Source organism: Rathayibacter sp. AY1D1 (genome assembly GCF_002932635.1).
GTDB lineage: Bacteria > Actinomycetota > Actinomycetes > Actinomycetales > Microbacteriaceae > Rathayibacter.
In genome coordinates this window covers 1-21,069 of the sequence record NZ_PSVY01000037.1, presented here as the reverse complement: position 1 = coordinate 21,069, position 21,069 = coordinate 1, and the positions used below count along the sequence as shown (strand labels likewise).

The window sequence follows — 21,069 nt, the reverse complement described above, 5'->3', positions numbered from 1 at the left end:
AGAACCGCCGCACCGGCCGCGTCCTCGAAGCCGACGCCATCGGCCCCAACCTCACCCGCGCGACCGCCGTCGTCACCACAACCACCCAGCGCGCACCCCACCGAAACGCCGCCCCCGCGGCTGAGTAGGACTCGGCCCTCCGAGATACTCCGCCATCCGCCGCAGAGTTCGCCGTTCTACGGCCGATACTCGCGGTTCTCCGTAGAGGACGGAGGCGGTCCGGGGTTGGGCTGCTGGAAGCTGCCCACGCCCAGAGCAGCGAGTCCCGCGGACACCGCCGCGCCCAGAAGACGGAAGACGATCACGAACGCCTTTCCGACGAACTTCAATACGTTTGCCATCACGAGACCATCGCTTTCCAGAACTGATCGCAACGCTAGTGGTTCCGAGCGAATCCCGGTGGGTTCTACTCCGAGCCGTTCGCGATCCGGACCGCGTAGAGGATGACGTGATCCTCCGAGATCGCTGTGCCCACTTCCGCGATCGCCGCGGCGCTCGTCGCCGCGTTGCTGCGCACCACCGTTGATGCCGATTCCGCGCGCGTCCGGTGTGCCAGTTCCCACATGCCTCCATCGTCGCATCCGACGCTGACACGACCCGCTCGAGCGCGGGGGCCGGCGGCGCCGGCCCGTGAGGGGCGACCCCCTCACGCTCCCCGGTGTCCCGTTCCGGGGCGCGAGCTGCACTCGCGCAACGGCGACGGAGCGCCGCCTTTGGGAGGCCGCGATGCGGCCCGTTCCACCCGTTTTCTTCACCTCTCCGCGGTTTCAACCTATTTCGCTCCACCGGCTCCGTGCCACCGCTAGCGGACGCGCCCTGCGGGCTTATTTCGCCCGCTATCGGCGTCACTGCGCCACCTCCACTCAAACGGTTTTCCCCGCCGGAGAGGCAAAGAAAAACGATCAGCCAGAGGGAGCACTCACACCATGCAGACCACCACCGACTTGCAGACCACCGCGAAGACCTACCTCACGCTCGCGAACACCCGCGCGGTCGACGTCCGCGTCGTGGGCACCGACCCCACGACGGTGCCCTCGGTGCACGTCACCCGCCGCAAGTCCGGGGTCTGGGAGGCGTGGCACTCCGACCAGCTGCACGGCATCACCAGCGGCTCATTCCGCCACTGCGTCGCCCACGCCCGCCGCGCAGCGATCCGCCGCGTCGCCCCGTTCCTGAACCGCTGAGAGGACCACACCATGACCCGCACCGTCACAGGCCGCGCCACGGCCGAACAGCTCGCGCTCATCCTCGCGATCAGCCGCGACGAGGACCCGGAGAACACCACCGCGACCGACGCGGAGATCCTCGCGCACACCCGCAACACGCTCGGACTGCCGGGGGAGTGCGGACCCGGCGCGATGCCTGTCTACGACGACGGCACCGCCGAGGCCGCCGCGCTGATCGCGTTCCTGACGCCCGCCGAGTAGCGCGGGGGAGGGGCCGGCCTTCGGGCCGGCCACGATGGGCGATCCCCTCGCGCTCCCCCGTGTTCCGCCGGAGGCGGGACGCGAGCTCCGCACGCGCAGCGGTGACGGAGCACCGCCGGCGGGAGCCGCTACGCGGCAGGTCCTTTGCGAGCCGAGCGCGCACACTACGAGGTTGCGGCGCCAGATCAGAGACGTGTCGGGCGGCGAAGAGAGGGTGGTCATGAGCGCTCCGTGCGAAGGGGATGTGCGCAGGCAGCACGACCACCGCGACGGGGGCGCCTACCGGACTAGGACCCGTCGCGGCGAAGAAGGAGCTGCCGAACGACCATGATTGGTTCACCGTAGCCGAGAAGCGACAGGGATCGATGTCGACTGCCGGATTCTGCTCTGACAGAACGCGGTCACGGCACCATTATTCGGACACGGTGCCCATCGCGTCGCGCAAGGGGATCGTTCAGCGGTTCACGCGATTCGCGGCCGTCTGAACGATCGGCAGCTTCTTCGCACGAAGGGTGGCGGCGAGGAGCCAGCCGAGGAGGGAAGCGATTCCTGCCGTGACTGCGTATTCCGTGATGAGGCCCGCGGAGGAGGGCCAGGTCGCGTTTCCCGACGCGAGTACCAGTGCGGTGGAGGCGGCGGCGCCGATCGCGAGTCCCAGGCCCAGGAACGCGGCCGCCTGCCCGACGCGCGGGAAGCGGAGTGTCCGCCGGTCGAGCCAGAGACTCGAGGGAAGCCATAGGAGTGCGCCCGCGACAGTGAACGCAGCTGCCGTGCCCGCGATGAGCCCTGCTGCGGACCCGCCCGATACATCCCAGCTACCCGCAGTTCGCAGCAGCGCGAGGATCGCAACGGTCGGCCACGCCAGAATCCCCCATGCCAGTTCTCGTGCTCCCATGAGCATCATCGTCCAGCACATCGGTGAACACGCCATGAATCAGAACCGTCCAGCACGCCGGTGAGCGGCGCGTCAGTGAGACGTGTCGAGGACGGGTCCGCTGCGGGGAGCGGCGTTTCAGGGTCGGGCGCCGTGAGCGGAGTTCGGGCCAGTCGGCGGCTGAGAACGTCGAGCTCGGCCGTGAGTGAGGCGATGGTGGGGCGTTTCGATCGCTGATTGCGGTTGAGGCCTACCTGCCCGGAGAGATTTCCTGTACAGAACGGCTTGGCCGCTCGGTGTCACGTCGCCCGTATCGCGCCACGATGCCGGTGACGAGAGCGAGCACCGCGATGGTGATCGAGGCGATGATGCCAGCCATGAACGCTCCGGCGTAGGCGAGGTCGTATGTCGGGTAGTCGGTGACCTGCGTGTAGGCGATCCAGAGCATGAACGCGACGGTCATGGCGACTCCCGCGACGGCCGCGGCAACGATCCATATGACGCGCCGCCGAGCCGGTGAGAATTTGCGCGCAAGAGAGCTCTGTGCCATATCGAAACTGTTGCAGGTTCTGATGAACACCGCATGACCAAGAGCGTACCGACGTCAGTTGCTGAGCAGCTGGCTTGTCCCGTCAGGGGATTCTTGGCCGGGTGCGCGCATGGGGCCGCTCTGCGGTCAGGTTCAGTGGGTGAGTCGGCGGACCTGTGCGGCGGAGGGCTGGCGGTCGGCGTAGAGGCGACTCGTGCGGTCGGGTCCGGGCCGGAGTGCCCGGAGTTCTGATCGCCGCGGCCCGGGGTAGGCAACGAGGACCGCCGACCATCCGCACGGGAAGGGTCCGCCGGGTCCCGCTCTTCTCCTGAATCCTCGCGGTGAACGCGTTCAGGAGTTCGGCCGCCGTCATCGTCGGGGGAGGCGTGCCCGCCGGAAGGCGTCGGCGATGCCCGAGAGCCGACGGGGATCAGGCGACAGCGCTGCCCGCCAGCGGATGTGCGAGCAGGATTCCGGCGACGAGGACGACTGTGGCGGCCGGTAGCACGAACTCGATGGGGCGTACTCCACGTCGTTTCATCGCTGAGGGCGCCAGATGGATGAGCACGCCGACTGCGAGCAGAGCGGCGCACGCGAGAAGACCCCATCCTCCGAGGAAGAGCAGACTGACGGCGGGGCCACTCGAGTCGGGGATCCCGTACCAGATGGCGTCCGCGATCCAGAGCATCGCGGCGGCGACGCCGGCCGATGCGAGCGCGACCCACGACACGACCGTGCTCGAGTCGGTCGAGGTCGATCTCCCGGTGTCCACCTGTCGAACGCTAGAGCAGCCGACGGCGCAGGACAACCAGGCCGGAGCGAATGACAAGTGGACGTGCATCGTCGTCGTTCCTCGCTGCTCCGCAGTCCTGATTCGACACGTGAAGCAGCGGCGGTGACCGCTCAGGGTCGCCGCGCCTCCGCTTCAGTGAGTGCAGGCCAGCCGGCAGACGTTGTCTCCATCTGAGGGGGCGCCGTTTACCGTGCCGGAAGCAGTGACGGGTGACGGCACCGACGACTCAGCTCTCCCAGGTCGCCACGGGGATGTTTTGCTGCCCGTTGCGCTCCGATCGGCGTCGACCTCGCACCTGTGGTCGGATCACTGGCCCGTGAGGGAGTTGATCAGGAGGCTCGTCTCGGTGTCTCTGACGCCCGGGACGGCGCGGATACGTTCGAGGGTGGAGTCGAACTCCGCCATCGTCTGCGTGCGGAGCTGCACGACCAGATCCCACGCTCCGAGGGTCGAGTGCAGACGCTCGACCTCGGTGAAACCGCGGATCGCGCGGACGACGTCCTGACCGCGCTGCGGGTCGCTCGCGACAAGGGTGATGGCGCGGACGGCGTCCCTGTCGATCTCGTCGCTCAACCGGATCGTGAACGCCTCGATCACTCCGGACCGAGTCAAGCCGTCGATCCGCGCGGTCACGGTCGACCTGTTCACCCCGAGCTCTCGCGCGAGGACCGCGACAGGAAGCCTTGATCGGGTGCGCAGGAGAGCGATCAGGCGGCGGTCCAGGTCATCGATCACACGAAAAGCGTACCCACACCTCACACACTGCTGACAATCGCCTACTCGGGCGCGCACTCCGTCGATTGCAGCACCACATCACCGGTTTCTAGCGTGGAGGCCCCGCTGCGACACGCGGCCCGACCCCGAGGACGACCATGCCCACGTCACTCAGCCGCTTCGCCTCCGGCGCCGGCGACCACAACGACCGCGCGATGAAAGCCAGCCCACTCCTGGCCGCCGCGCTCAGCGAACGTCTCGGTGTTCCGCCGACCGTGATCGGACGGCCGCGACGTGCAGCACCGACGAGCTGGGATCAGGAACTCTCGACCGCACTGCCGGACTTGCGATCGATGGCGGCGCACTACGACAGGCTCCTGACCGGCGGGCTCTCACCGGTCACCGCCCTCAGCAGGTGCGCGGTCGCGCTCGCCACCCTGCCTGTGATCGCGCAGCACCGACCCGACGCCGTCGTCCTCTGGTTCGACGCGCACGCCGATCTCAACACCCCCCTCGGCACGACCACCGGGTATCTCGGCGGGCTCGCCCTGTCCGGGCCGCTGGGCCATTGGGACTCCGGGCTCGGGGAAGGATTGCAGGAGGGCGACGTGATCCTCGTCGGCGCCCGTGACATCGATCCACCGGAGCAGGCCCTCATCGACTCGGGTCGGATCCGTCTCGTCCCGGTCGCTCCGGACATGGCCGACGCCCTCCGCCGCGCCGTCGACGGCCGAGCCGTCTACGTCCACATCGACTGCGACGTCCTCGAACCGGGAACAGTACCCACCGACTACCGCGTGCCCGCCGGGATGAGCCTCGGCCAGCTCGAGGACTGCGCCCGAGCCATGACGGGCAGCGAGATCATCGGCATCGAGGTCGGCGAGCTTGAGACGGACGACCCGGACGCGCCGGATGTCGGCCATCCCGCCCGCCGCCTCGTCGGGGCCCTCGAACCGATCCTGAGTCGCCTCGCCGATTCGTCACGCACCGCTCGATGACGCGGCGTCGGTGCCGCTATCAGGTAAGGAGGAGGCAAGGATCGCGCCCTGCACTTCGCGCGGTCGTGGTCGCCGCGAGCGGATCCGTAGCGTGAGCGGGCGTAGGCGAGGGCGTTGTCGCCATCGAGGTGGTGCTTGGCTGGCTTGAGTCAGCCGTTCACGCCGACGAGCTCGCCAGTGCAAGCGTCGAGGACGCCGCCGAAGGGAAAGTCGTCCCCGCCGGTGTAGTCGATGTCGATACCGCCGAGCGCGTCGATGAGGCTCGCGAGCCCTTGCATGACGACGAGGGCGTAGTACTGAATCGACGAGTCCTGGACACCTTCGACGGCATCGCGCATCGCCTCGAGACACGGGCAATGCCGTGCGCCCCAGCATCGGGATGGAGCTCGGGGCTCATCTACTGGACTTCCGAGTAGATCGACTTCAGCATGCACGTGTCAACGTTGCACTCGCCCCAGAGGTACCCGTCGGGTAGATCTCGGCCATCGGGGGTCCCTCCCAGAACGGCACGTCCCGGAGGTCCCATCTCCCGGAGAAACAGAGCGATCACCGAGTGAGGCGGAAGGTCGCTCAGCCGCCGTGCCGGATTTTCTCTCACCTGTTTAATCGGTGTGAAGTCGTGTCGGGCCTGCTGCGGGACGGGCAGTCCTCTCGCGAAGCAATCGTCGCGGAAACACTCTCGGACACTGCGACATGAGCAGTGGGTCTTCCGAGGGAACGTCTGCCGTTTACGGCTCAGATCTTTCGTTGAAGATCCGCAGGCCATCCGTCTAACCAGAGAGTCATACAATGCCGAACTCCTTCCCTTCTGATTTGCCGGTTCCGGCTCGCCGCTCGGTTCCTGACCGCCGGACCGTGCTTTAGGCGGCCGTATGGTCAGCTCCCGTCGTCGTCGCGGCAGTCGGTGCGCCGCTCGCCGCCGCATCGACCACTGTCACGGTCCGGACGGTCGCTTTCGTCGACCAGGACGGTGGCGCTGCCACGTCGTCGTACACCGCGAGCAGCTGCAACCCGTTCAACGCCTACATCCAGGTGAACGACTCCGGAGTTGCGGCCACTGCGGGCATCGCGGTGACGGTGACTCTGCCGTCCGTGCTGCGGTGGTACGACGGCTCGACTGCACCCCGCACACTGTTCACGGGTACTGGCGGAAGCCTCATCCTTGAAGGGGTAAACGGTCTGCGTTTCGCCGCCGCCGGGGTCAGTCAGACGGGCACCATCACTGCGACTACAGCAGGCGTGGTGAATCCGGCCCAGCCGACCGTTCCTGTGGCCGATGCGACCACCGCTGCGAGTGTGAACGGCACCAGTGGCACCCGGACCTCGACCTTCCGCGGACGTCGCGACAATGTCGAGTCGGAGATGCCGGAAGCGGTCACCACTGTGGTCGATTTCGCTGGCGCGTGGACCGGCGTCGGTGACACAGCTGTGACTGCGACCTACACGAGCTACGTCGTCTCCCAGGACGGCGACGTCTTCTCCCACACCGCCCCCTCCGGCGGCTTCTACGAGTGGGAGTCGACGACCCCCATCCGCACCGGCATGACCAACGTCGCGGCGGATGACGGCCTGATCATCGCCGGCGGCGACCGTACAGCCCGCCTGTTCTCAGCGAGCAGCACCACGGTGTACGACTGGGACGGAGCCGCGCTCGGCCCCGTGCCCGGAGGCCGCGCTGTCCTCGACCTCGCGGTGGCGTTCAGCGACGACAGCCTGTGGCGAGTGTCGCTCGTCACAACCGACGGGACCGCGTGGGAGGCGACGAAGACCATCGAGGCCGGAGCGTCCTGGTCGTCGTGGACACAGGTTCTCAATGCAGTCAGCGGGCTCCGTCAGGTCGCCACCGACACCCAGGTATCGGGCGCGACTCGTCGCATCTTCGCGACGACGACCGCTGTGTACGACCAGGACGGCACCCAGCTGACCGCGCTTCCGGCCGGACGCACAGCGAAGGACCTCGGAGTCGAGATCGGCGGCAACTGGATCAACGTGATCGGCGACAACAACCAGTACTACCGCACCCCGTTGAGCAACCCCGGGACATGGGACAGCAACAGCACTGGCAGCCCCGCCGTCACGATCACGAACGTCACCAGCGTGGCGTCGGCCTCGACGCCCAACATCGGGATCCGCGCGTTCTACGTGGCAGGCGCGGCACTCTGCAGCTGAGCTGATCACCGGGGGCGTCCTGACGAAAGTGCGCCACGCCCCTGACCGGAGCTCGCGTGTCCGGTGACGTCCTCGCCTCGATCGCCATGGAGGACGTCACCGGACACGTTCCTGCGAGCGTGAGCCTCGTTTACGGTGCGGCCAGCACGGGCATCCGGTGACGATGCCGCGAGGCCGAATCACTCTCAGGTCGACGGCCTCGAGTGGAGCGCCACCGACCGGGTCGCCGTCATCGGTTCCGCCGGAAGGGGAGCGGGAGGGGCGAGGCGGATCGTGTCGGGGCCAGGCTCACCCGCCCGAAACAGACATGATCCGCGCAATCCGCGACGTCCTGAACTGTTCATCGGAAGCGCTCCCGGGTGCCGCGACATCAATCGACGGTTACGTGGTGCGACGACGTGAGGGTCCTCGCCGGGATTCAACGGTGGGGCTCGTGCTGTCCTACCTCCTGCTGGCCATCGCGGTGGTACCGGTCGTTATCGGGTCGTTCGGTCTCCTGGTGGCGCGCCGATCCTTCGGCGTCTCGTCCGGGGCTGATCGATCGACATCCCGTTGGGGGATCGTTCACCGCGCCAGTCCGCCGAGCGGGATGCGCCGCGCACCGGCGCGGGCGGTAGTGTCCCGTTTGACCCGCCCGATGAAATACCCGATGAAGGGGCGGCGGATTCTCGTGGTCGAAGCAACACGGGGACGTTTTGGTCCTGTTGCTGAGCCTAGTTCGTGTTGGATTGTGCGGTGTGTGCGGCTCGGAATCGGGCGGCTGGGGTGTCGTAGTTCAGGAGCTTGCGGGGTCGGTTGTTGATCTCGTGGACGACGTGCCGGACGTGTCGCACTGTGGCGTGAGAGGTCACTTCCCTTCGGGAAGTACTGGCGGAGGAGCCCGTTGTAGTTCTCGTTCGCGCCGCGCTGCCAGGGGCTTGATCGACGTCTTGAACACGGTGAACCTGTTGCGTGAGCGCGGCGTGCAGGTCCGGTCGATCTCTGACGGCATCGATCCGTCGACGTCGGCCGGTCGGCTGATGCTGAACATGCTCGCCACGCTCGCGGAGTACGAGCGGGAGCTCATCGTCGAGCGAGTCAACGCCGGCATCGCCGCTGCCCGTGCGAGCGGGACGCGCTTCGGCCGTCCTCGGTCGGATCCTGCGGTGATCGCGGACAAGCTCGCGATCGCCGCGGACGCTCGAGCGCATGGCCGCACGGCTGAGGATTCTGCCCGTCTCGTCGGGTGGAGTCGCGCGACGCTCTATCGCCACCAGGCGGACGCGGCTGGGCGCGCGGCTACTGGAGAGCAGTCGGCATCCCGGTAGGGGACTGCGCTGTGGTCGCGATCCGCTGGACTGCATGGACCCGGTCCTGTGCGGATCGTGAAAGGCGACGGCGGACGCCGACGGTGACGCCGATTCAGTGGACCGCGTCGTAGGCCTCCTGCGCGCGTGCGGGGATGGGGCCGCGCGGCGACACCTCGTGTCCGTTCTCAGCCGCCCATTCCCGGATCGCCTTCAGCCGTTGCGGGCCGTTCTGCGTTCGGGCAGAGGACGCGGACGGCGCCGCGAAGCGTTCCCGGCGCACGCGGCGGCCGGCGGTCGCGTACTTCTCGGAAACACCGCGCAGCTCGGCCGCGTTCTCCGCGGACAGATCTATTTCGTAGTTCACGCCCTCGATCGAAAATTTCACGGTTCCACCGGCGGCGATCGCGGAGCCGTTCAGATCATCGATCAGAGTCAGCGTCTGTGCCATCAGGGGTATCTCCAAGCAGAGGGAAAGGGCGGCCGTCTTGTTTCCAGCAGTCGTCCACTCCCGGCCCGTCGCCCTGTTCTGTGCGGCGCAAACCTAGCCTGGCAGAGTAATGCTCGTAGCCGCGAGCGGACCGTGCGAGCCGCCTTCTCGGATCGGTTCAGCGGGTGCAAGTGGTCACGGTGTCGACCGGAGACGGCCGTGGAGCCGATGCCCGTCGACGCCGCGTCGTGGGCGGCGGGGAGGGATACGTCGCAGAGTTCTGCTTTTCGGGCGTCACTGGGCCAGTCCGCGAGAGCTGCCTATACCCGTGTCGCGGACAGTGCCGTTCGTGCAAGCCGCCCGAGGTCTCGTGCGACCAGGCACTCCAGCCGGCGCCAGTCCTCCGCTGTGAGGAGTAGGTACTTGTGTCGCGCGAGCTCCCTCTCCCCTCGAATTCTTCAAGGTCTGAGATGAAACGACCAGAATGATAAACATCTTCCGGGTTTCACATGGCGTTTTGGCTTCCAAGATCAAGAGAACTGAAGCGTTACATGGCGGCTTCGGGTCGTGTGGATACTTTGCTCGCAAGGGGGTGGGGCGCAACATGGATGAGAGCCGCAGGGAACACCTCATCAGGAGCTTCCCTGCGGCTATCATCGATAAGTGCGTTTATTGTCTAGAACTATTACTCGCCAAGATCTCGACGCGAACGGATAACAGAATAAACAAGGAGAGTCACGGCGCCGACAAGCGGAATCAGAACAGTGACCAGGAGCCAGGCCAACTTCTCACCACGTGGAGCGGAGCGCCTCCAGTTGACCACGAGAGCCAGCGTGGTCAGTGCTACATACAATGTGATCCAGGCATAGCTTGCGATGTCGAGTCCAAGCCCTGGGCTGATCTCATCTGTCACGTTACTCATTGATGTTCTCCTTAGGACTGGGTCGCCCAGGCGCGGTCTCCGCCGACATTCAGAGCAACCCAGACGTTCCAGCTTCCCCAAGGAGCCGTCACGTCGCTCTGTCCTCGGAGTACTGCCGGGCCGGAGAACCCCTCACTCATCTTCTTGACCGTGAAAGTTGGGCTCGAGCACGTCATCGGGCTGCATCGCTGCCACGTCATGCCTGTTCCGATGATCTGATCGTAGCCGCCCTGAATAAGTGAGTAGCTGGCTACGAACCCGGCCTGGATCGCTCCGGCCGACCATGTCGCTGTGACCGAGCACCCATTCGAGTTCTGGTATCCCGAGCCCGTCTGCACGGAGCAACCGCCGATCTGAGCCATTGTGGCGACTCCTCCAGGAGTGCCGGATGGGCTCTCCACTGCAACAGTGTTCGCGGAACCGTCCGGAAAGATCGACACTGTCACGAGGTCTCCATCGTCGGCTAGCGGGCCATCTCCTATTTGGACGTAGGAGTGAGACGAAACGGGTTCCGCGCCCAAGAATGCGTCCACGGGCTGTCCGCTTTCGAGTTTGGAGACCAGCGCTTCGACGGTGGCAGGTTCGGTACCGAGTGATGCATAGCCGGCGCGCATATCCGCCCACGGATCTTCTGTCGGGGCTGCTGTCGAGAGCGGTGCGGCTGCTCCGGCGCCAAGAAGTACTGCGGCCACGCATGCAAGACCTCGGATCTTTTCGGAGAGGGTTTTGAGTTCGATCGACGACATGTCGTACTTCCCTTCAATCGGCGGGTTCTCGACGGACGCAGGCTTGCATCCGCAGTCGCAGAACCGTCTCATTGAGGCTCGTGAGTGTCAAGAGTCATCGTCCGAGTGGCGGGATAAGTGGCGCACTCGGATATGGAGTTGTACTCGCCTTTCAGTGAGTGCGACTCTGGTTGTACTTGAAAGCCAAATCGGACCCGGCTTGCGGGCTCATTCTGCGCGGAAGCGGCGGGCTTCGCTCCGAGATGAAGGACAGAAGCGATGCGGTAGCCGGAATCCGCGCCGAACGATCTCGAAATGACCACATGAGTACGTTTCACGTTATAAGGGAGAGGTGGCACTGTTGTGCTCATGACAAGTTCGAACTATCGCAGAAGACCGGCGGAACCTCTTCAGGATCGGGCTCGTCGCTCACGAGCGGCGATCGTCGCGGCGGCACGGGACGTCGTCATCGACGCCGGCCGAGATCGGGCGACGACTGCCGAGGTGGCCGCACGTGCGGGTGTCGGGATAGGAACTCTCTACCGATATTTCCTGGATTTAGGAGACGTGCTCGAGGCCGTCTATGCCCAGGATGCGATCTATGCCAGATATCAAGCGGCGCTGAGAGCCGCGCACGCAGCGGCGAATTCTGAGGACTCCGAGACGCTCGCGGTGGAGGCTCTCCAGAAGCTCATAGAGGAGCTGAGAGCGGAGTCGCTCCTCGAAAGCGATCTGCGTCTCTACGCCTAGTCGCAGGAGCCTGGCCGCGGCGCACGGAGGCGTGTCCGCCGGCACGAGGCCCCGGTTCGTCTACCGGACTCTCGCAGTGAAGTATTCGCCGGGGGAACTGCTAGCGCCCAGCGCCCGACCGCTCCCCGAACTCCACGAGCTTCGCGAACAGGTCCTCGATCAGCCAGCGGGTGTCGAACGCCTCGCAGACCCGGATCGTGTACGGCCCGGAGTCGGGCAGGAGCTCGCCGTCCGCGGAGAACCGCGGTGCGCGGCGCTCCCGCCAGCGTCCGCCGGCGGGGTTCATCACGGCGCCGATCGCCGGGCTGTCACCCAGCGATCGGAAGTCGAGCGGACCGTACGGAATGGTGTCGTTGAACGCGATCAGCTGGTCCACGAGGTAGTCGGCGAGGGGACTCGTGCCGCGCAGCCGGGTCCGCAGCTCGGCGTGGCCGACTCCGACTCCGGAGTACACGGGCATCGGGATCTGCCAGAGGGCGACGCCCGACTGGAGCACGAGGTTCGCGGCGTCGACGTCGTTGATCAGGTTGAACTCGGGGCTGTAGGCGGGGATCTCGTCGTAGGGCGGGCCGCCGACCCAGACGACCACGACGTCGCGGGAGGCGATCGACGGCTCGAGCTGCAGGGCGGCGGCGACGTCCGTCAGCGGCCCGAGCACGGCGATCCACAGCCGGCCGGCGTCGCGCAGCGCCTCCGCGACGATCAGGCGGGCGCCGTCCGACGCCTCGGCGGGCAGGGCCGACTCGGCGCCGTCGACGACGGTCACCGTCGAACCCGCCAACTCCACGATGCGGTCGATCTCGGCGCGCGACTCCGGCATGCTCCCCGGCCGGCCGAAGTGCGCCGCGACCAGGCCGCGGACGTCGAGGGTCTCGGTCAGCAGCGCCTGGACGATCGCGAACTGGTCGTCGGCCTCGTTCGCCGCGTCGGTGCTGACGATCAGGCGGTGCGGGGGAGGCGGGATCATGCGGACTCGCGCTGCACGAGGGTCGTCGCGAGGATCGGCTGCCGGTCGACCGGGCGGCCCTGCACGACGGCGACGACGGTCTCGGCGGCGACGCGGCCCATGTCCTCCAGGGGCTGGCGGATGGTCGTGAGGGTCGGATCCGAGGTGGTCGCGATGACGACGTCGTCGAAGCCGATGACGGAGACGTCGGCGGGGACGCGGCGGCCGGACGCCTGCAGGACGCGGATCGCGCCGTTGGCCATCAGGTCGGAGGAGGCGAAGACGCCGTCGAGGTCGGGGTGGCGCTGCAGGAGGCGCGCCATCGCGGCGGAACCGCTCTCGAGGGTGAAGGCGCCGTGCACGATCGGGCTGGAGTCGAGGCCGAGCTCGGTCAGCTCGTCGCGCCAGCCGCGGATGCGGTCGCGGGCGGGCTCCATGTCGTGCGGGCCGGCGATGATGCCCAGGCGCCGGCGGCCGGAGTCGGCGAGCGCGCGGGCGGCGAGGCGGCCGCCTCCGTAGTTGTCGGAGTCGATGACGATCGCGTCCTCGGGCAGGGCGACCCGCGGGCGGCCGACCCAGGCGATCGGCACGGGGGAGTCGGCCAGCGCCTGCGCGAGGTGGGTGATCTCGTGCTGGAGGATCACGATCGCGCCGTCGACGGCCCGCGAGCGGAGGAAGCGGGGGATGCGGTCGCTGTCGTCGTGGTCGGCGGGCAGCAGCACGGGCTGCACCTCGCCGGCGTAGAGGCCCTTCGCGGCGCCCTTCAGCACCGAGGTGAAGAACGTCCCGGTGAGGCTGTCGAGCTCGTTGAAGGCGACGATCAGGGCGATGGCCCCGGCCCGCCCGCCGCGGAGCATCCGGGCGGCGCTGTTCGCCTCGTAGCCGAGGGACTTCGCGGCGCGCTCGACCGCGGCGGTCATCCGGACGTCGACATTGGTGCCGCCTGCGAGCACACGGGCGGCGGTGGCGCGCGAGACGCCCGCGGCCTGGGCGACGTCCACCAGCGTGGGTCGAGTCATGCTGCTTCCTTCTGCGAGGGGAGGTTCCGGCTTCCGCGCCTCCCCGCGGAGCACGGTGGGGAGAGCGTCGGAGTGAAGACTCGCACGGGGCGGCGGGCGGCCGTCCGGAACTGCTCGATTTGCGAAACTTCCCTTTGATACTAGGCGGAGATCGTTATCTCGCGGAGACCGGTTCTCGCTTGCATCGTGCTCGCGGGCGGGTTAGGTTGGCCGCCAAGAGATCGTTCTCTGAGGCCCGCCCTCACCGAAACCCTGCGAATCCCCAACGAAGAGGAATTGTCGTGAAAAGAAGCCTGACGGCCGTAGCCGCCGCAGCAGCAGTAGTCGCGCTCACCCTGACCGGGTGCTCGTCCGGAGGGGGAGGAGGCGCCTCGGACGACCCGAACGCCGAAGCCACCTTCTGGTCCTTCACCGGCATCAACGCCAAGGACAGCGTCGACGAGTACCTCGCGAAGATGCCCGACGCGAAGATCAAGCTCTCCGAGGTCGGCAGCACGACCGAGACCGCCACCGCCCTCACCGCGGCCCTCGCCGGCGGCAAGGTGCCCGACCTGGTCATGATCCAGAACGACGACCTGCCCCAGTTCGTCGCCAACAGCTCGAACTTCCTCGACCTGCGCACCCTCGGCGGCGACGACGTCGCCTCCACCTACCTCCCGTGGGCCGCCTCCGCCGCGACCGCCGACGACGGCTCCGTCGTGGGCGTCCCGACCGACGTCGGCGGACTGGGCTTCGCCTACCGCGCCGACCTCTTCGAGCAGGCCGGCCTGCCGACCGAGCCCGACCAGGTCGCCGAGCTCTGGAAGGACTGGCCGTCCTTCATCGAGACCGGCAAGAAGTACACCGAGGCGACCGGCAAGCCGTTCGTCGACAACATCGAGACCAGCGTCTTCTTCTCGACCGTCAACCAGGTCTCGGAGAAGTACTACTCGCCCGACGGCGAGCTGGTCTACGACACCAACCCGCAGGTGAAGGACGCGTTCCAGGTCGCCGTGGACACCAAGGACGCCGGCATCAGCGCCGGCATCGCCGCCTGGTCCTCGGGCTGGGCCCCGGGCCGCGCGAACGGCGCCTTCGCCGTGACGATCGCCCCCTCGTGGATCCTCGCCGGCATCAAGACCGATGCCCCCGACACCGCCGGCAACTGGCGCGTCACCAGCGTCCCCGGCATCGGCGGCAACTGGGGCGGCAGCGTCATCGCCATCCCCGCCCGCGCCGAGCACCCCGAGGCCGCCTGGCAGTACATCAAGACGATGATGTCGGCCGAGGGCCAGACCGACCACTTCAAGGCCTCGGGCACGCTGCCCGCCGCCACCGAGGCGGTCGCCAGCGAAGAGGTCCAGTCGTACACCGACCCGTTCTTCGGCGACTCGAAGATCGGCGAGGTCATGGCGACCTCCGTCGAGCAGTTCCCGTCCTTCTACAACGGACCGGACACCACCCCGATCAACGGGGCGCTCCTCAACACCCTCGTCGAGCTGGAGGCCGGCAACGTGACCTCCGACAAGGCGTGGTCGACCGCACTCGACACGGCCAAGCAGGCCATCGGCGGCTGATCGCCCCACCCACCCGAGCGGCCCGGCGCCTCGCGCGCCGGGCCCCTCCCCCCTTTCTCGACGGAGGTACTCCCGTGTCAACGGTGACAGCAGCACCACCCCGCAAGCAGCGCAAGCAGCCCAGCGCGCCGGTCCAGAAGGCCGCGCGGATCCGCAACTCCCTCTCGGAGCGGATCGCCCCCTACGCGTACGTCGCGCCCTTCTTCATCATCTTCATCGTCTTCGGGCTCTTCCCGCTCCTGTTCACGTTCTACGTCTCGCTCTTCGACTGGAACCCGATCGGCGAGCAGACCTTCGTCGGCATCGCGAACTTCCAGCAGCTCTTCGCCGACTCCCGGTTCTGGAACGCGCTGGTCAACACCTTCGGCATCTTCATCATCTCGACGGTGCCCCAGCTGCTGTTCGCCCTCTTCCTCGCGCACCTGCTGAACCACGCCCGCCTCCGCTGGGCGAACTTCTTCCGCATGGCGCTGCTGGTGCCGTACATCACCTCCGTCGCGGCGACCGCGATCGTGTTCGCGCAGATCTTCGACAAGAACTTCGGCCTGATCAACTGGTTCCTCGGCATCTTCGGACTGCCGTCGATCAACTTCCTCGCCACGAACTACGGCTCCTGGATCGTCATCTCGACGATGGTCTTCTGGCGCTGGTTCGGCTACAACACGCTCCTCTACCTGGCGGGCCTGCAGTCGCTGCCCCGCGAGATGTTCGAGGCGGCCTCCGTCGACGGCGCGTCCAGCTGGCAGCAGTTCCGCCACCTGACCATCCCGGCACTGCGCCCGATCATCGTCTTCACCGTGATCATGTCGACCATCGGCGGTCTGCAGATCTTCACGGAGGCGCTCCTGGTGGCTCCCGAATCGGGCCTCACCTGCGGCGCCGGCCGGCAGTGCCAGACGCTGGCGCTCTTCCTCTACGAGCAGGGCTTCGGCCAGTTCAAGTTCGGCTACGGATCCGCCATCGGCGTCGTGCTGTTCGTGATCGTGGTCCTCGTCTCCCTCCTCAACTTCTACCTCTCCACCCGCACCCGGAAGGAGGCCGTCTGATGTCGGATGTGATCGACCAGGCCGTCCCGCAGACGCTGGCCCCCACGGTCCAGAAGGCACAGCTGCCGAAGCGGCGCGGGAAGGGCGGCGGAGTCGGCTGGCCGACCTACGTCTTCCTCGTGATCGCGGTGCTCGTCTCGATCTTCCCGCTCTACTACATGTTCGTCGTCGCGTCGGTCGGAGCGACCGCCGTCACGTCGATCCCGCCGCGCCTGTACCCGGGCACGAACTTCATGGCGATCGCCGAGAAGGTGTTCGACACCGTCCCGTTCATCGCCTCGATGCTGAACAGCCTCATCGTGTCGCTGAGCATCGCCGTCATCTCGGCGATCCTCTGCGCGATGGCCGGCTTCGCCTTCGCGAAGCTGCAGTTCCCGGGCCGCAACGTGCTGTTCCTGATCGTGCTGCTGACCATGACGGTGCCGGCGCAGCTGAGCATCATCCCGCAGTACCTGATCGTCTCGGCGCTCGACTGGGTCGACACCCTCCAGGCGATCATCGTGCCGGGCCTGGCCAGCGCCTTCGGCATCTTCTGGATGCGGCAGCACATGTCCACGACGGTCAGCGACGAGCTGATCCAGGCGGCCCGCATCGACGGCGCCAACTCGTGGCAGCTGTTCTGGCGCATCGCCTTCCCGGTGGTCCGCCCCGCGGCGTTCGTCCTCGGGCTGATCACGTTCACCGCGGTCTGGAACGACTTCATGTGGCCGTTCATCGTCCTCAAGTCGCCGGAGCTGTTCACGGTGCAGATCGCGCTGAAGCAGCTGCAGGCCAACCGCTCGATCGACGTCGCCCTCGCGATGGGCGGATCGTTCATGGCCACCCTCCCGCTGCTGATCGCGTTCTTCTTCGTCGGCCGCCGGATGGTGTCCGGGATCATGGACGGGGCGTTCAAGGGCTGATGCACGACGCTTCCCCAGCACTGCCCAGGACGGACGCCGCGCGTCCTCCCGGGCGGGACTGGCGGGATCGCGCTCTGCCTCCGGCCGAGCGCGCCCGCCTCCTGACCCAGGAACTCACCCTCGAGGAGAAGGCGGCGCAGCTCGGCTCCGTCTGGCTCACCGACTCCGCCGACGACTTCGCCCCGAAGCTCGACGACGGGCCCGCCGCGGGCGACGACCTCTTCACCGGCGGCCTCGGCCAGCTGACCCGCGTGTTCGGCACCGAGCCGGTCACCGTCCCGGAGGGCGTGCGCCGGCTCCGCGAGCTGCAGGAGCGCGTGGTCGCCGGCAGCCGCCTCGGCATCCCGGCCATCGCGCACGAGGAGTGCCTCACCGGCCTGGCCGCGTACGGCGCGACCGCGTTCCCCACTCCGCTCGCCTGGGCGGCCACCTTCCACGAGGAGCTCGTGGGCGAGATGGCGGAGGCGATCGGCTCGGACATGCGCGCCCTCGGCATCCACCAGGGCCTCGCCCCGGTCGTCGACGTCGTGAAGGACTACCGCTGGGGCCGCGTCGAGGAGACCCTCGGCGAGGACCCGTACCTGGTCTCGCAGCTCGGCGCCGCCTACGTGGCGGGGCTGGAGGGGACCGGCGTCGTCGCGACGCTGAAGCACTTCGCCGGGTACGCCGCCTCCCGCGGCGCCCGCAATCACGGACCCGTGAGCATGGGGCCGCGCGAGCTCGCCGACACGGTGCTGCCTCCGTTCGAGGCCGCCCTGCGGCACGGCGGCGCCCGCAGCGTGATGACCTCGTACACCGACATCGACGGCGTGCCCAGCAGCGCCAGTCGGCACCTGCTGACGACGCTGCTCCGCGACCGCTGGGGCTTCGAGGGCACGGTCGTCGCCGACTACTGGGCGGTGCCGTTCCTCCAGGCCATGCACCACGTCGCGGTCGACGCGGCCGACGCGGGGCGCCTGGCGCTGCACGCGGGGGTCGACGTCGAGCTGCCGCAGACGGCGGCGTACGGCGAGCTGCCGCGCCTGATCCGCGAGGGCGTCGTCGACGAGGCCGACCTCGACCGCTCCGTGGCCAGGCACCTGCGCCACAAGTTCGAGGCGGGCCTGCTCGACGGCGGCCCGCTGGTGCCCGAGGGAGCCGAGGACGTCGACCTCGACAGCGCCCGCAACCGCGCGATCTCGTCGCGGATCGCGGAGGAGTCGGTCGTGCTGCTGCGCGACGAGGACGTCGCGGGGCTGCTGTCCTCCGGCTCGCTCGCCGTCGTGGGACCGGCCGCGGACCAGTTCCGCAGCCTGGTCGGCTGCTATGCGTTCCCCAACCACGTGCTCTCCAAGCACCCCGGCCACGACCTCGGCCTGTCGATCCCGACGGTGCTGACGGCGCTGCAGGAGGAGTTCGGAGCGTCGCGCGTGCGCTTCGCGGAGGGCGGCTCGATCACCTCCGCGTCGACCGACGGCGTGCAGGAGGCGGTGGACCTCGTCCGCGGCTCCGACGCGGCGGTCGTCGTGGTCGGCGACATCGCGGGTCTCTTCGGCGACGGCACCTCGGGCGAGGGCTGCGACGCGGCCGACCTCCGCCTCCCCGGAGCGCAGGAGCCGCTGGTGACGGCCGTGCTCGAGACCGGCGTGCCCACCGTGGTGGTCGTCCTCTCGGGCCGGCCCTACGCGCTCGGGGCGTTCGGAGCGGCGCGCGGACTCGTGCAGGCGTTCTTCCCGGGAGCGGACGGGGCGGCCGCGGTCGCCGGCGTGCTCTCGGGCCGCGTGGCTCCGACCGGGCGCCTGCCCGTGCAGATCCCGCGGCTCCCGTCCGCCTCGACCACGTACCTGCAGCCGTCGCTCGGGCTCTCGAACCCCGGGATCACGGCGCTGGACGCGACTCCGCTCTACCCGTTCGGCTACGGGCTGACCCGCGGCGCGGTGACGTACACGGAGCTGGCGACGGCGGCGGAGCTGCCGGTCGGCGGATCGCTCGACGTGGCGGTATCGCTCCGGAACGACGGCGCCGACACGGTCGAGGTGGTGCAGCTCTACGCGGGCTACCCGACCTCGGCGGTGGTGCGGCCGGTCGCGCAGCTGATCGGCTTCGCGCGCGTGCCGATCGCGGCGGGCGAGACGATGACGGTGCACTTCCACGTCGACGCGGCCCGGCTCGCGGTGACGGGGGAGGACGGCCGGCTCGCCGTGGACCCGGGGCCGCTGCGGCTGACGGCCGGCGCCTCGGCGGCGGACGCGGCGGTGACGGCGGAGGTGTCGATCACGGGGGAGCGGCGGTTCCTCGCCGAGCGGGCGCTGCGGACCCCCTGGTCGGTGGCGCGAGGCTGAGCGGTCGGCGCCTCAGGGGGGAGGCGCCGGCCGCTCGCGGGGGCGGGCCGGTGGTGCCGGCTCGAGTCCGCGGAAGTCGCGGTACTCGCGCGCGAGACCTGCGACTTCTGCGGGGTCGGCGGCCCGGAGCGCGACGGCCGCGTAGCACCGCAGGCGCACAGCGCAAGGGGCCCGCGCGAGCCGGGGGCCCGGCCTAGCGTGGAAGGAGCGGCGCCGCCGGTGGCGGGCCGCGGAGAAGACCGATGCAGAGGAGAGTCATGCCCGCCCTGACCGACACGTTCACGCTGTCCAACGGAGTCGCCATCCCGAAGATCGGGTTCGGCACCTGGCAGATCCCCGACGGCCCCGAGGCCTACGACGCGACGACCGCCGCGCTCGAGGCCGGCTACCGCCACATCGACACCGCCCGCGCCTACGGCAACGAGGCGAGCGTCGCCCGGGCCCTGCGCGACAGCGGCGTCCCGCGCGACGAGGTGTTCATCACCACCAAGCTCCCGGCCGAAGTGAAGGACTACGAGGGCGCGAAGGCGAGCTTCGAGACCACCATGGCGGCGCTCGAGCTCGACCACGTCGACCTGTACCTCATCCACGCCCCGTGGCCCTGGCAGGACATGGGCTCCGACCACCGCGAGGGCAACATCGCGGCGTGGAAGGCGATGGAGGAGATCCTCGAGGCCGGTCGCTCGCGCGCCATCGGCGTCTCGAACTTCCAGGTCGCCGATCTGGAGTCGCTGATCGCGGCGACCGATGTGGTGCCGCACGCCAACCAGATCCGCTGGTTCGTCGGCAACACCCAGGACGAGACGACCGCGTACTGCAAGGAGCACGGCATCCTCGTGGAGGGCTACTCGCCGCTCGCGACGGGCGGCCTGCTCGACAACTCCGACATCGGCGAGATCGCCGCGAAGTACGACAAGTCGGTGGCGCAGCTCTGCATCCGCTACCTGCTCGAGAAGGACGTGCTGCCGCTGCCGAAGTCGACGACGCCCTCGCGCATCGTCGAGAACGCCGACGTCGACTTCGAGATCTCGTCCGAGGACCTCGCGCACCTCGACTCGCTCGTCGACACGGAGTCCTGACCCGCGGGCGCCTGCTCCTGACGGTCCGGAGGCCGTCGCACTCGAGCTCGAGCGCGGCGGCCTCCGTCGTCTCGGCGCATCGGCCGCCGCCTCCGCTCGCGAGTGCGCAGGAGTTGTCGCACTCGAAGTCGAGTGCGACAACTCCTGGCTTCTCGCCGGGCTTATCCCGACCGCGGTTCCGCGAGTGTGCAGGAGTTGTCGCAGTCGGTCTCGAGTGCGACGACTACTGGAGTCTCGGGGTGCTCGGCGTAGGAGCGACGGGCGTCCGGCGTCCCGAGGCCGCTCGCGAGTGCGCAGGAGTTGTCGCAGTGGGCGTCGAGTGCGACAACTAATGGAGTCTCGGGGTGCTCGGCGCAGGAGCGACGAGGGTCCGGCGTCCCGAGGCCGCTCGCGACTACTGGCTTCTCGTCGGGCTCATCCCGATCGCGGTTCCGCGAGTGCGCAGGAGTTGTCGCAGTCGGTCTCGAGTGCGACGACTCCTGGCTTCTCGCCGGGCTTATCCCGACCGCGGTTCCGCGAGTGTGCAGGAGTTGTCGCAGTCGGTCTCGAGTGCGACGACTCCTGGCTTGTCGACATGTGCGGC

At 68.3% G+C, this 21,069-nt stretch carries 21 protein-coding genes and 2 pseudogenes; 11 read left to right on the top strand and 12 right to left on the bottom strand.

What is annotated here, in order from left to right; translation table 11 throughout:
* Positions 1-406: 406 nt before the first annotated feature.
* Positions 407-565, bottom strand: coding sequence for a hypothetical protein (locus tag C5C56_RS18050; protein WP_181137621.1), 159 nt, complete (start codon positions 563-565; stop codon positions 407-409).
* Between the two features lie 361 nt (positions 566-926).
* Here C5C56_RS18050 and C5C56_RS15830 point away from each other — a divergent pair, with 361 nt between their 5' ends.
* Complete coding sequence (locus C5C56_RS15830) at positions 927-1,184, top strand: hypothetical protein (protein WP_104319920.1); 258 nt, start codon at positions 927-929, stop codon at positions 1,182-1,184.
* Between the two features lie 12 nt (positions 1,185-1,196).
* A complete protein-coding gene (locus C5C56_RS15825) occupies positions 1,197-1,427 on the top strand; it encodes a hypothetical protein (protein WP_104319919.1) in 231 nt (76 codons plus the stop codon).
* 454 nt (positions 1,428-1,881) lie between these two features.
* Here C5C56_RS15825 and C5C56_RS15820 read toward each other — a convergent pair whose 3' ends face one another.
* The 4 genes from C5C56_RS15820 to C5C56_RS15805 form a co-directional block, all read right to left on the bottom strand.
* A complete protein-coding gene (locus tag C5C56_RS15820) occupies positions 1,882-2,343 on the bottom strand; it encodes a hypothetical protein (RefSeq protein WP_104319918.1) in 462 nt (153 codons plus the stop codon).
* A gap of 208 nt (positions 2,344-2,551) precedes the next feature.
* Positions 2,552-2,881 (bottom strand): phage holin family protein, encoded by a 330-nt coding sequence (locus C5C56_RS17635; RefSeq protein ID WP_146086510.1) that lies wholly within the window; start codon positions 2,879-2,881, stop codon positions 2,552-2,554.
* A 379-nt stretch (positions 2,882-3,260) separates the two neighbouring features.
* Positions 3,261-3,602 carry a hypothetical protein gene (locus tag C5C56_RS15810; RefSeq protein ID WP_104319916.1) on the bottom strand — a complete coding sequence of 114 codons (342 nt, stop codon included), beginning with the start codon at positions 3,600-3,602 and terminating at the stop codon, positions 3,261-3,263.
* Between the two features lie 327 nt (positions 3,603-3,929).
* A complete protein-coding gene (locus tag C5C56_RS15805) occupies positions 3,930-4,358 on the bottom strand; it encodes an Lrp/AsnC family transcriptional regulator (RefSeq protein WP_104247134.1) in 429 nt (142 codons plus the stop codon).
* A gap of 137 nt (positions 4,359-4,495) precedes the next feature.
* Between C5C56_RS15805 and C5C56_RS15800 the strand changes: the two genes are divergently transcribed.
* Positions 4,496-5,335, top strand: coding sequence for an arginase family protein (locus tag C5C56_RS15800; protein ID WP_104319915.1), 840 nt, complete (start codon positions 4,496-4,498; stop codon positions 5,333-5,335).
* A 149-nt stretch (positions 5,336-5,484) separates the two neighbouring features.
* On the opposite strand, the gene C5C56_RS15795 is transcribed toward C5C56_RS15800, so the two are convergent.
* Complete coding sequence (locus tag C5C56_RS15795) at positions 5,485-5,673, bottom strand: LCP family protein (RefSeq protein WP_104247061.1); 189 nt, start codon at positions 5,671-5,673, stop codon at positions 5,485-5,487.
* 694 nt (positions 5,674-6,367) lie between these two features.
* Between C5C56_RS15795 and C5C56_RS15790 the strand changes: the two genes are divergently transcribed.
* On the top strand, positions 6,368-7,504 hold the full coding sequence (locus tag C5C56_RS15790; RefSeq protein ID WP_146086509.1) for a hypothetical protein: 1,137 nt from the start codon (positions 6,368-6,370) through the stop codon (positions 7,502-7,504).
* Positions 7,505-8,217: 713 nt separating this feature from the next.
* Here the strand turns inward: C5C56_RS15790 and C5C56_RS15785 are convergent.
* Positions 8,218-8,422, bottom strand: a pseudogene (locus C5C56_RS15785) (transposase); the annotation flags it as partial.
* On the opposite strand from C5C56_RS15785, the pseudogene C5C56_RS15780 reads away from it, so the two are divergent.
* Positions 8,413-8,811, top strand: a pseudogene (locus tag C5C56_RS15780) (recombinase family protein); the annotation flags it as partial. The pseudogenes C5C56_RS15785 and C5C56_RS15780 sit on opposite strands and share 10 nt — an antisense overlap.
* 94 nt (positions 8,812-8,905) lie before the next feature.
* On the opposite strand, the gene C5C56_RS15775 reads toward C5C56_RS15780, so the two are convergent.
* The 3 genes from C5C56_RS15775 to C5C56_RS17630 all read right to left on the bottom strand — a co-directional run bounded on the left by C5C56_RS15775 (position 8,906) and on the right by C5C56_RS17630 (position 10,888).
* On the bottom strand, positions 8,906-9,241 hold the full coding sequence (locus C5C56_RS15775) for an Lsr2 family protein (protein ID WP_104247059.1): 336 nt from the start codon (positions 9,239-9,241) through the stop codon (positions 8,906-8,908).
* Positions 9,242-9,905: 664 nt separating this feature from the next.
* Positions 9,906-10,142 (bottom strand): PLDc N-terminal domain-containing protein, encoded by a 237-nt coding sequence (locus tag C5C56_RS18515; protein ID WP_104247058.1) that lies wholly within the window; start codon positions 10,140-10,142, stop codon positions 9,906-9,908.
* 11 nt (positions 10,143-10,153) lie between these two features.
* Complete coding sequence (locus C5C56_RS17630; protein WP_146082929.1) at positions 10,154-10,888, bottom strand: hypothetical protein; 735 nt, start codon at positions 10,886-10,888, stop codon at positions 10,154-10,156.
* 348 nt (positions 10,889-11,236) lie between these two features.
* Here C5C56_RS17630 and C5C56_RS15765 point away from each other — a divergent pair, with 348 nt between their 5' ends.
* Positions 11,237-11,617 carry a helix-turn-helix domain-containing protein gene (locus C5C56_RS15765; protein WP_146082928.1) on the top strand — a complete coding sequence of 127 codons (381 nt, stop codon included), beginning with the start codon at positions 11,237-11,239 and terminating at the stop codon, positions 11,615-11,617.
* Between the two features lie 100 nt (positions 11,618-11,717).
* Here the strand turns inward: C5C56_RS15765 and C5C56_RS15760 are convergent, their stop codons facing one another.
* Both C5C56_RS15760 and C5C56_RS15755 read right to left on the bottom strand, forming a co-directional pair.
* The gene (locus C5C56_RS15760) at positions 11,718-12,584 is read right to left on the bottom strand and encodes a nucleoside hydrolase (RefSeq protein WP_104247056.1); all 867 of its coding nucleotides are present in this window, start codon (positions 12,582-12,584) and stop codon (positions 11,718-11,720) included.
* Positions 12,581-13,582: a LacI family DNA-binding transcriptional regulator gene (locus tag C5C56_RS15755; RefSeq protein WP_104224675.1), complete on the bottom strand. Its 1,002-nt coding sequence runs from the start codon at positions 13,580-13,582 to the stop codon at positions 12,581-12,583. Before C5C56_RS15755 ends, C5C56_RS15760 begins: the two co-directional genes overlap by 4 nt.
* A 281-nt stretch (positions 13,583-13,863) precedes the next feature.
* Here C5C56_RS15755 and C5C56_RS15750 point away from each other — a divergent pair, with 281 nt between their 5' ends.
* The 5 genes from C5C56_RS15750 to C5C56_RS15730 all read left to right on the top strand — a co-directional run bounded on the left by C5C56_RS15750 (position 13,864) and on the right by C5C56_RS15730 (position 20,486).
* On the top strand, positions 13,864-15,138 hold the full coding sequence (locus C5C56_RS15750; RefSeq protein ID WP_104226495.1) for an extracellular solute-binding protein: 1,275 nt from the start codon (positions 13,864-13,866) through the stop codon (positions 15,136-15,138).
* Positions 15,139-15,221: 83 nt separating this feature from the next.
* Positions 15,222-16,184: a carbohydrate ABC transporter permease gene (locus tag C5C56_RS15745; RefSeq protein ID WP_104224677.1), complete on the top strand. Its 963-nt coding sequence runs from the start codon at positions 15,222-15,224 to the stop codon at positions 16,182-16,184.
* Positions 16,184-17,086 (top strand): carbohydrate ABC transporter permease, encoded by a 903-nt coding sequence (locus C5C56_RS15740; protein WP_104224678.1) that lies wholly within the window; start codon positions 16,184-16,186, stop codon positions 17,084-17,086. Before C5C56_RS15745 ends, C5C56_RS15740 begins: the two co-directional genes overlap by 1 nt.
* Positions 17,086-19,407: a glycoside hydrolase family 3 N-terminal domain-containing protein gene (locus C5C56_RS15735; RefSeq protein WP_104319913.1), complete on the top strand. Its 2,322-nt coding sequence runs from the start codon at positions 17,086-17,088 to the stop codon at positions 19,405-19,407. The genes C5C56_RS15740 and C5C56_RS15735 overlap by 1 nt, the downstream gene beginning before the upstream one ends.
* Positions 19,408-19,664: 257 nt before the next feature.
* A complete protein-coding gene (locus C5C56_RS15730) occupies positions 19,665-20,486 on the top strand; it encodes an aldo/keto reductase (RefSeq protein WP_104226493.1) in 822 nt (273 codons plus the stop codon).
* The last annotated feature ends 583 nt before the right edge of the window (positions 20,487-21,069 follow it).

Excerpts from the sequence above, each read along its gene's own strand:
- C5C56_RS18050 (WP_181137621.1), bottom strand. The coding sequence starts at position 565 with ATGTGGGAACTGGCACACCGGACGCGCGCGGAATCGGCATCAACGGTG.
- C5C56_RS15830 (WP_104319920.1), top strand. The coding sequence starts at position 927 with ATGCAGACCACCACCGACTTGCAGACCACCGCGAAGACCTACCTCACG.
- C5C56_RS15825 (WP_104319919.1), top strand. The coding sequence starts at position 1,197 with ATGACCCGCACCGTCACAGGCCGCGCCACGGCCGAACAGCTCGCGCTC.
- C5C56_RS15820 (WP_104319918.1), bottom strand. The coding sequence starts at position 2,343 with ATGTGCTGGACGATGATGCTCATGGGAGCACGAGAACTGGCATGGGGG.
- C5C56_RS15800 (WP_104319915.1), top strand. The coding sequence starts at position 4,496 with ATGCCCACGTCACTCAGCCGCTTCGCCTCCGGCGCCGGCGACCACAAC.
- C5C56_RS15795 (WP_104247061.1), bottom strand. The coding sequence starts at position 5,673 with ATGCGCGATGCCGTCGAAGGTGTCCAGGACTCGTCGATTCAGTACTAC.
- C5C56_RS15775 (WP_104247059.1), bottom strand. The coding sequence starts at position 9,241 with ATGGCACAGACGCTGACTCTGATCGATGATCTGAACGGCTCCGCGATC.
- C5C56_RS18515 (WP_104247058.1), bottom strand. The coding sequence starts at position 10,142 with ATGAGTAACGTGACAGATGAGATCAGCCCAGGGCTTGGACTCGACATC.
- C5C56_RS17630 (WP_146082929.1), bottom strand. The coding sequence starts at position 10,888 with ATGTCGTCGATCGAACTCAAAACCCTCTCCGAAAAGATCCGAGGTCTT.
- C5C56_RS15765 (WP_146082928.1), top strand. The coding sequence starts at position 11,237 with ATGACAAGTTCGAACTATCGCAGAAGACCGGCGGAACCTCTTCAGGAT.
- C5C56_RS15760 (WP_104247056.1), bottom strand. The coding sequence starts at position 12,584 with ATGATCCCGCCTCCCCCGCACCGCCTGATCGTCAGCACCGACGCGGCG.
- C5C56_RS15755 (WP_104224675.1), bottom strand. The coding sequence starts at position 13,582 with ATGACTCGACCCACGCTGGTGGACGTCGCCCAGGCCGCGGGCGTCTCG.
- C5C56_RS15740 (WP_104224678.1), top strand. The coding sequence starts at position 16,184 with ATGTCGGATGTGATCGACCAGGCCGTCCCGCAGACGCTGGCCCCCACG.
- C5C56_RS15735 (WP_104319913.1), top strand. The coding sequence starts at position 17,086 with ATGCACGACGCTTCCCCAGCACTGCCCAGGACGGACGCCGCGCGTCCT.
- C5C56_RS15730 (WP_104226493.1), top strand. The coding sequence starts at position 19,665 with ATGCCCGCCCTGACCGACACGTTCACGCTGTCCAACGGAGTCGCCATC.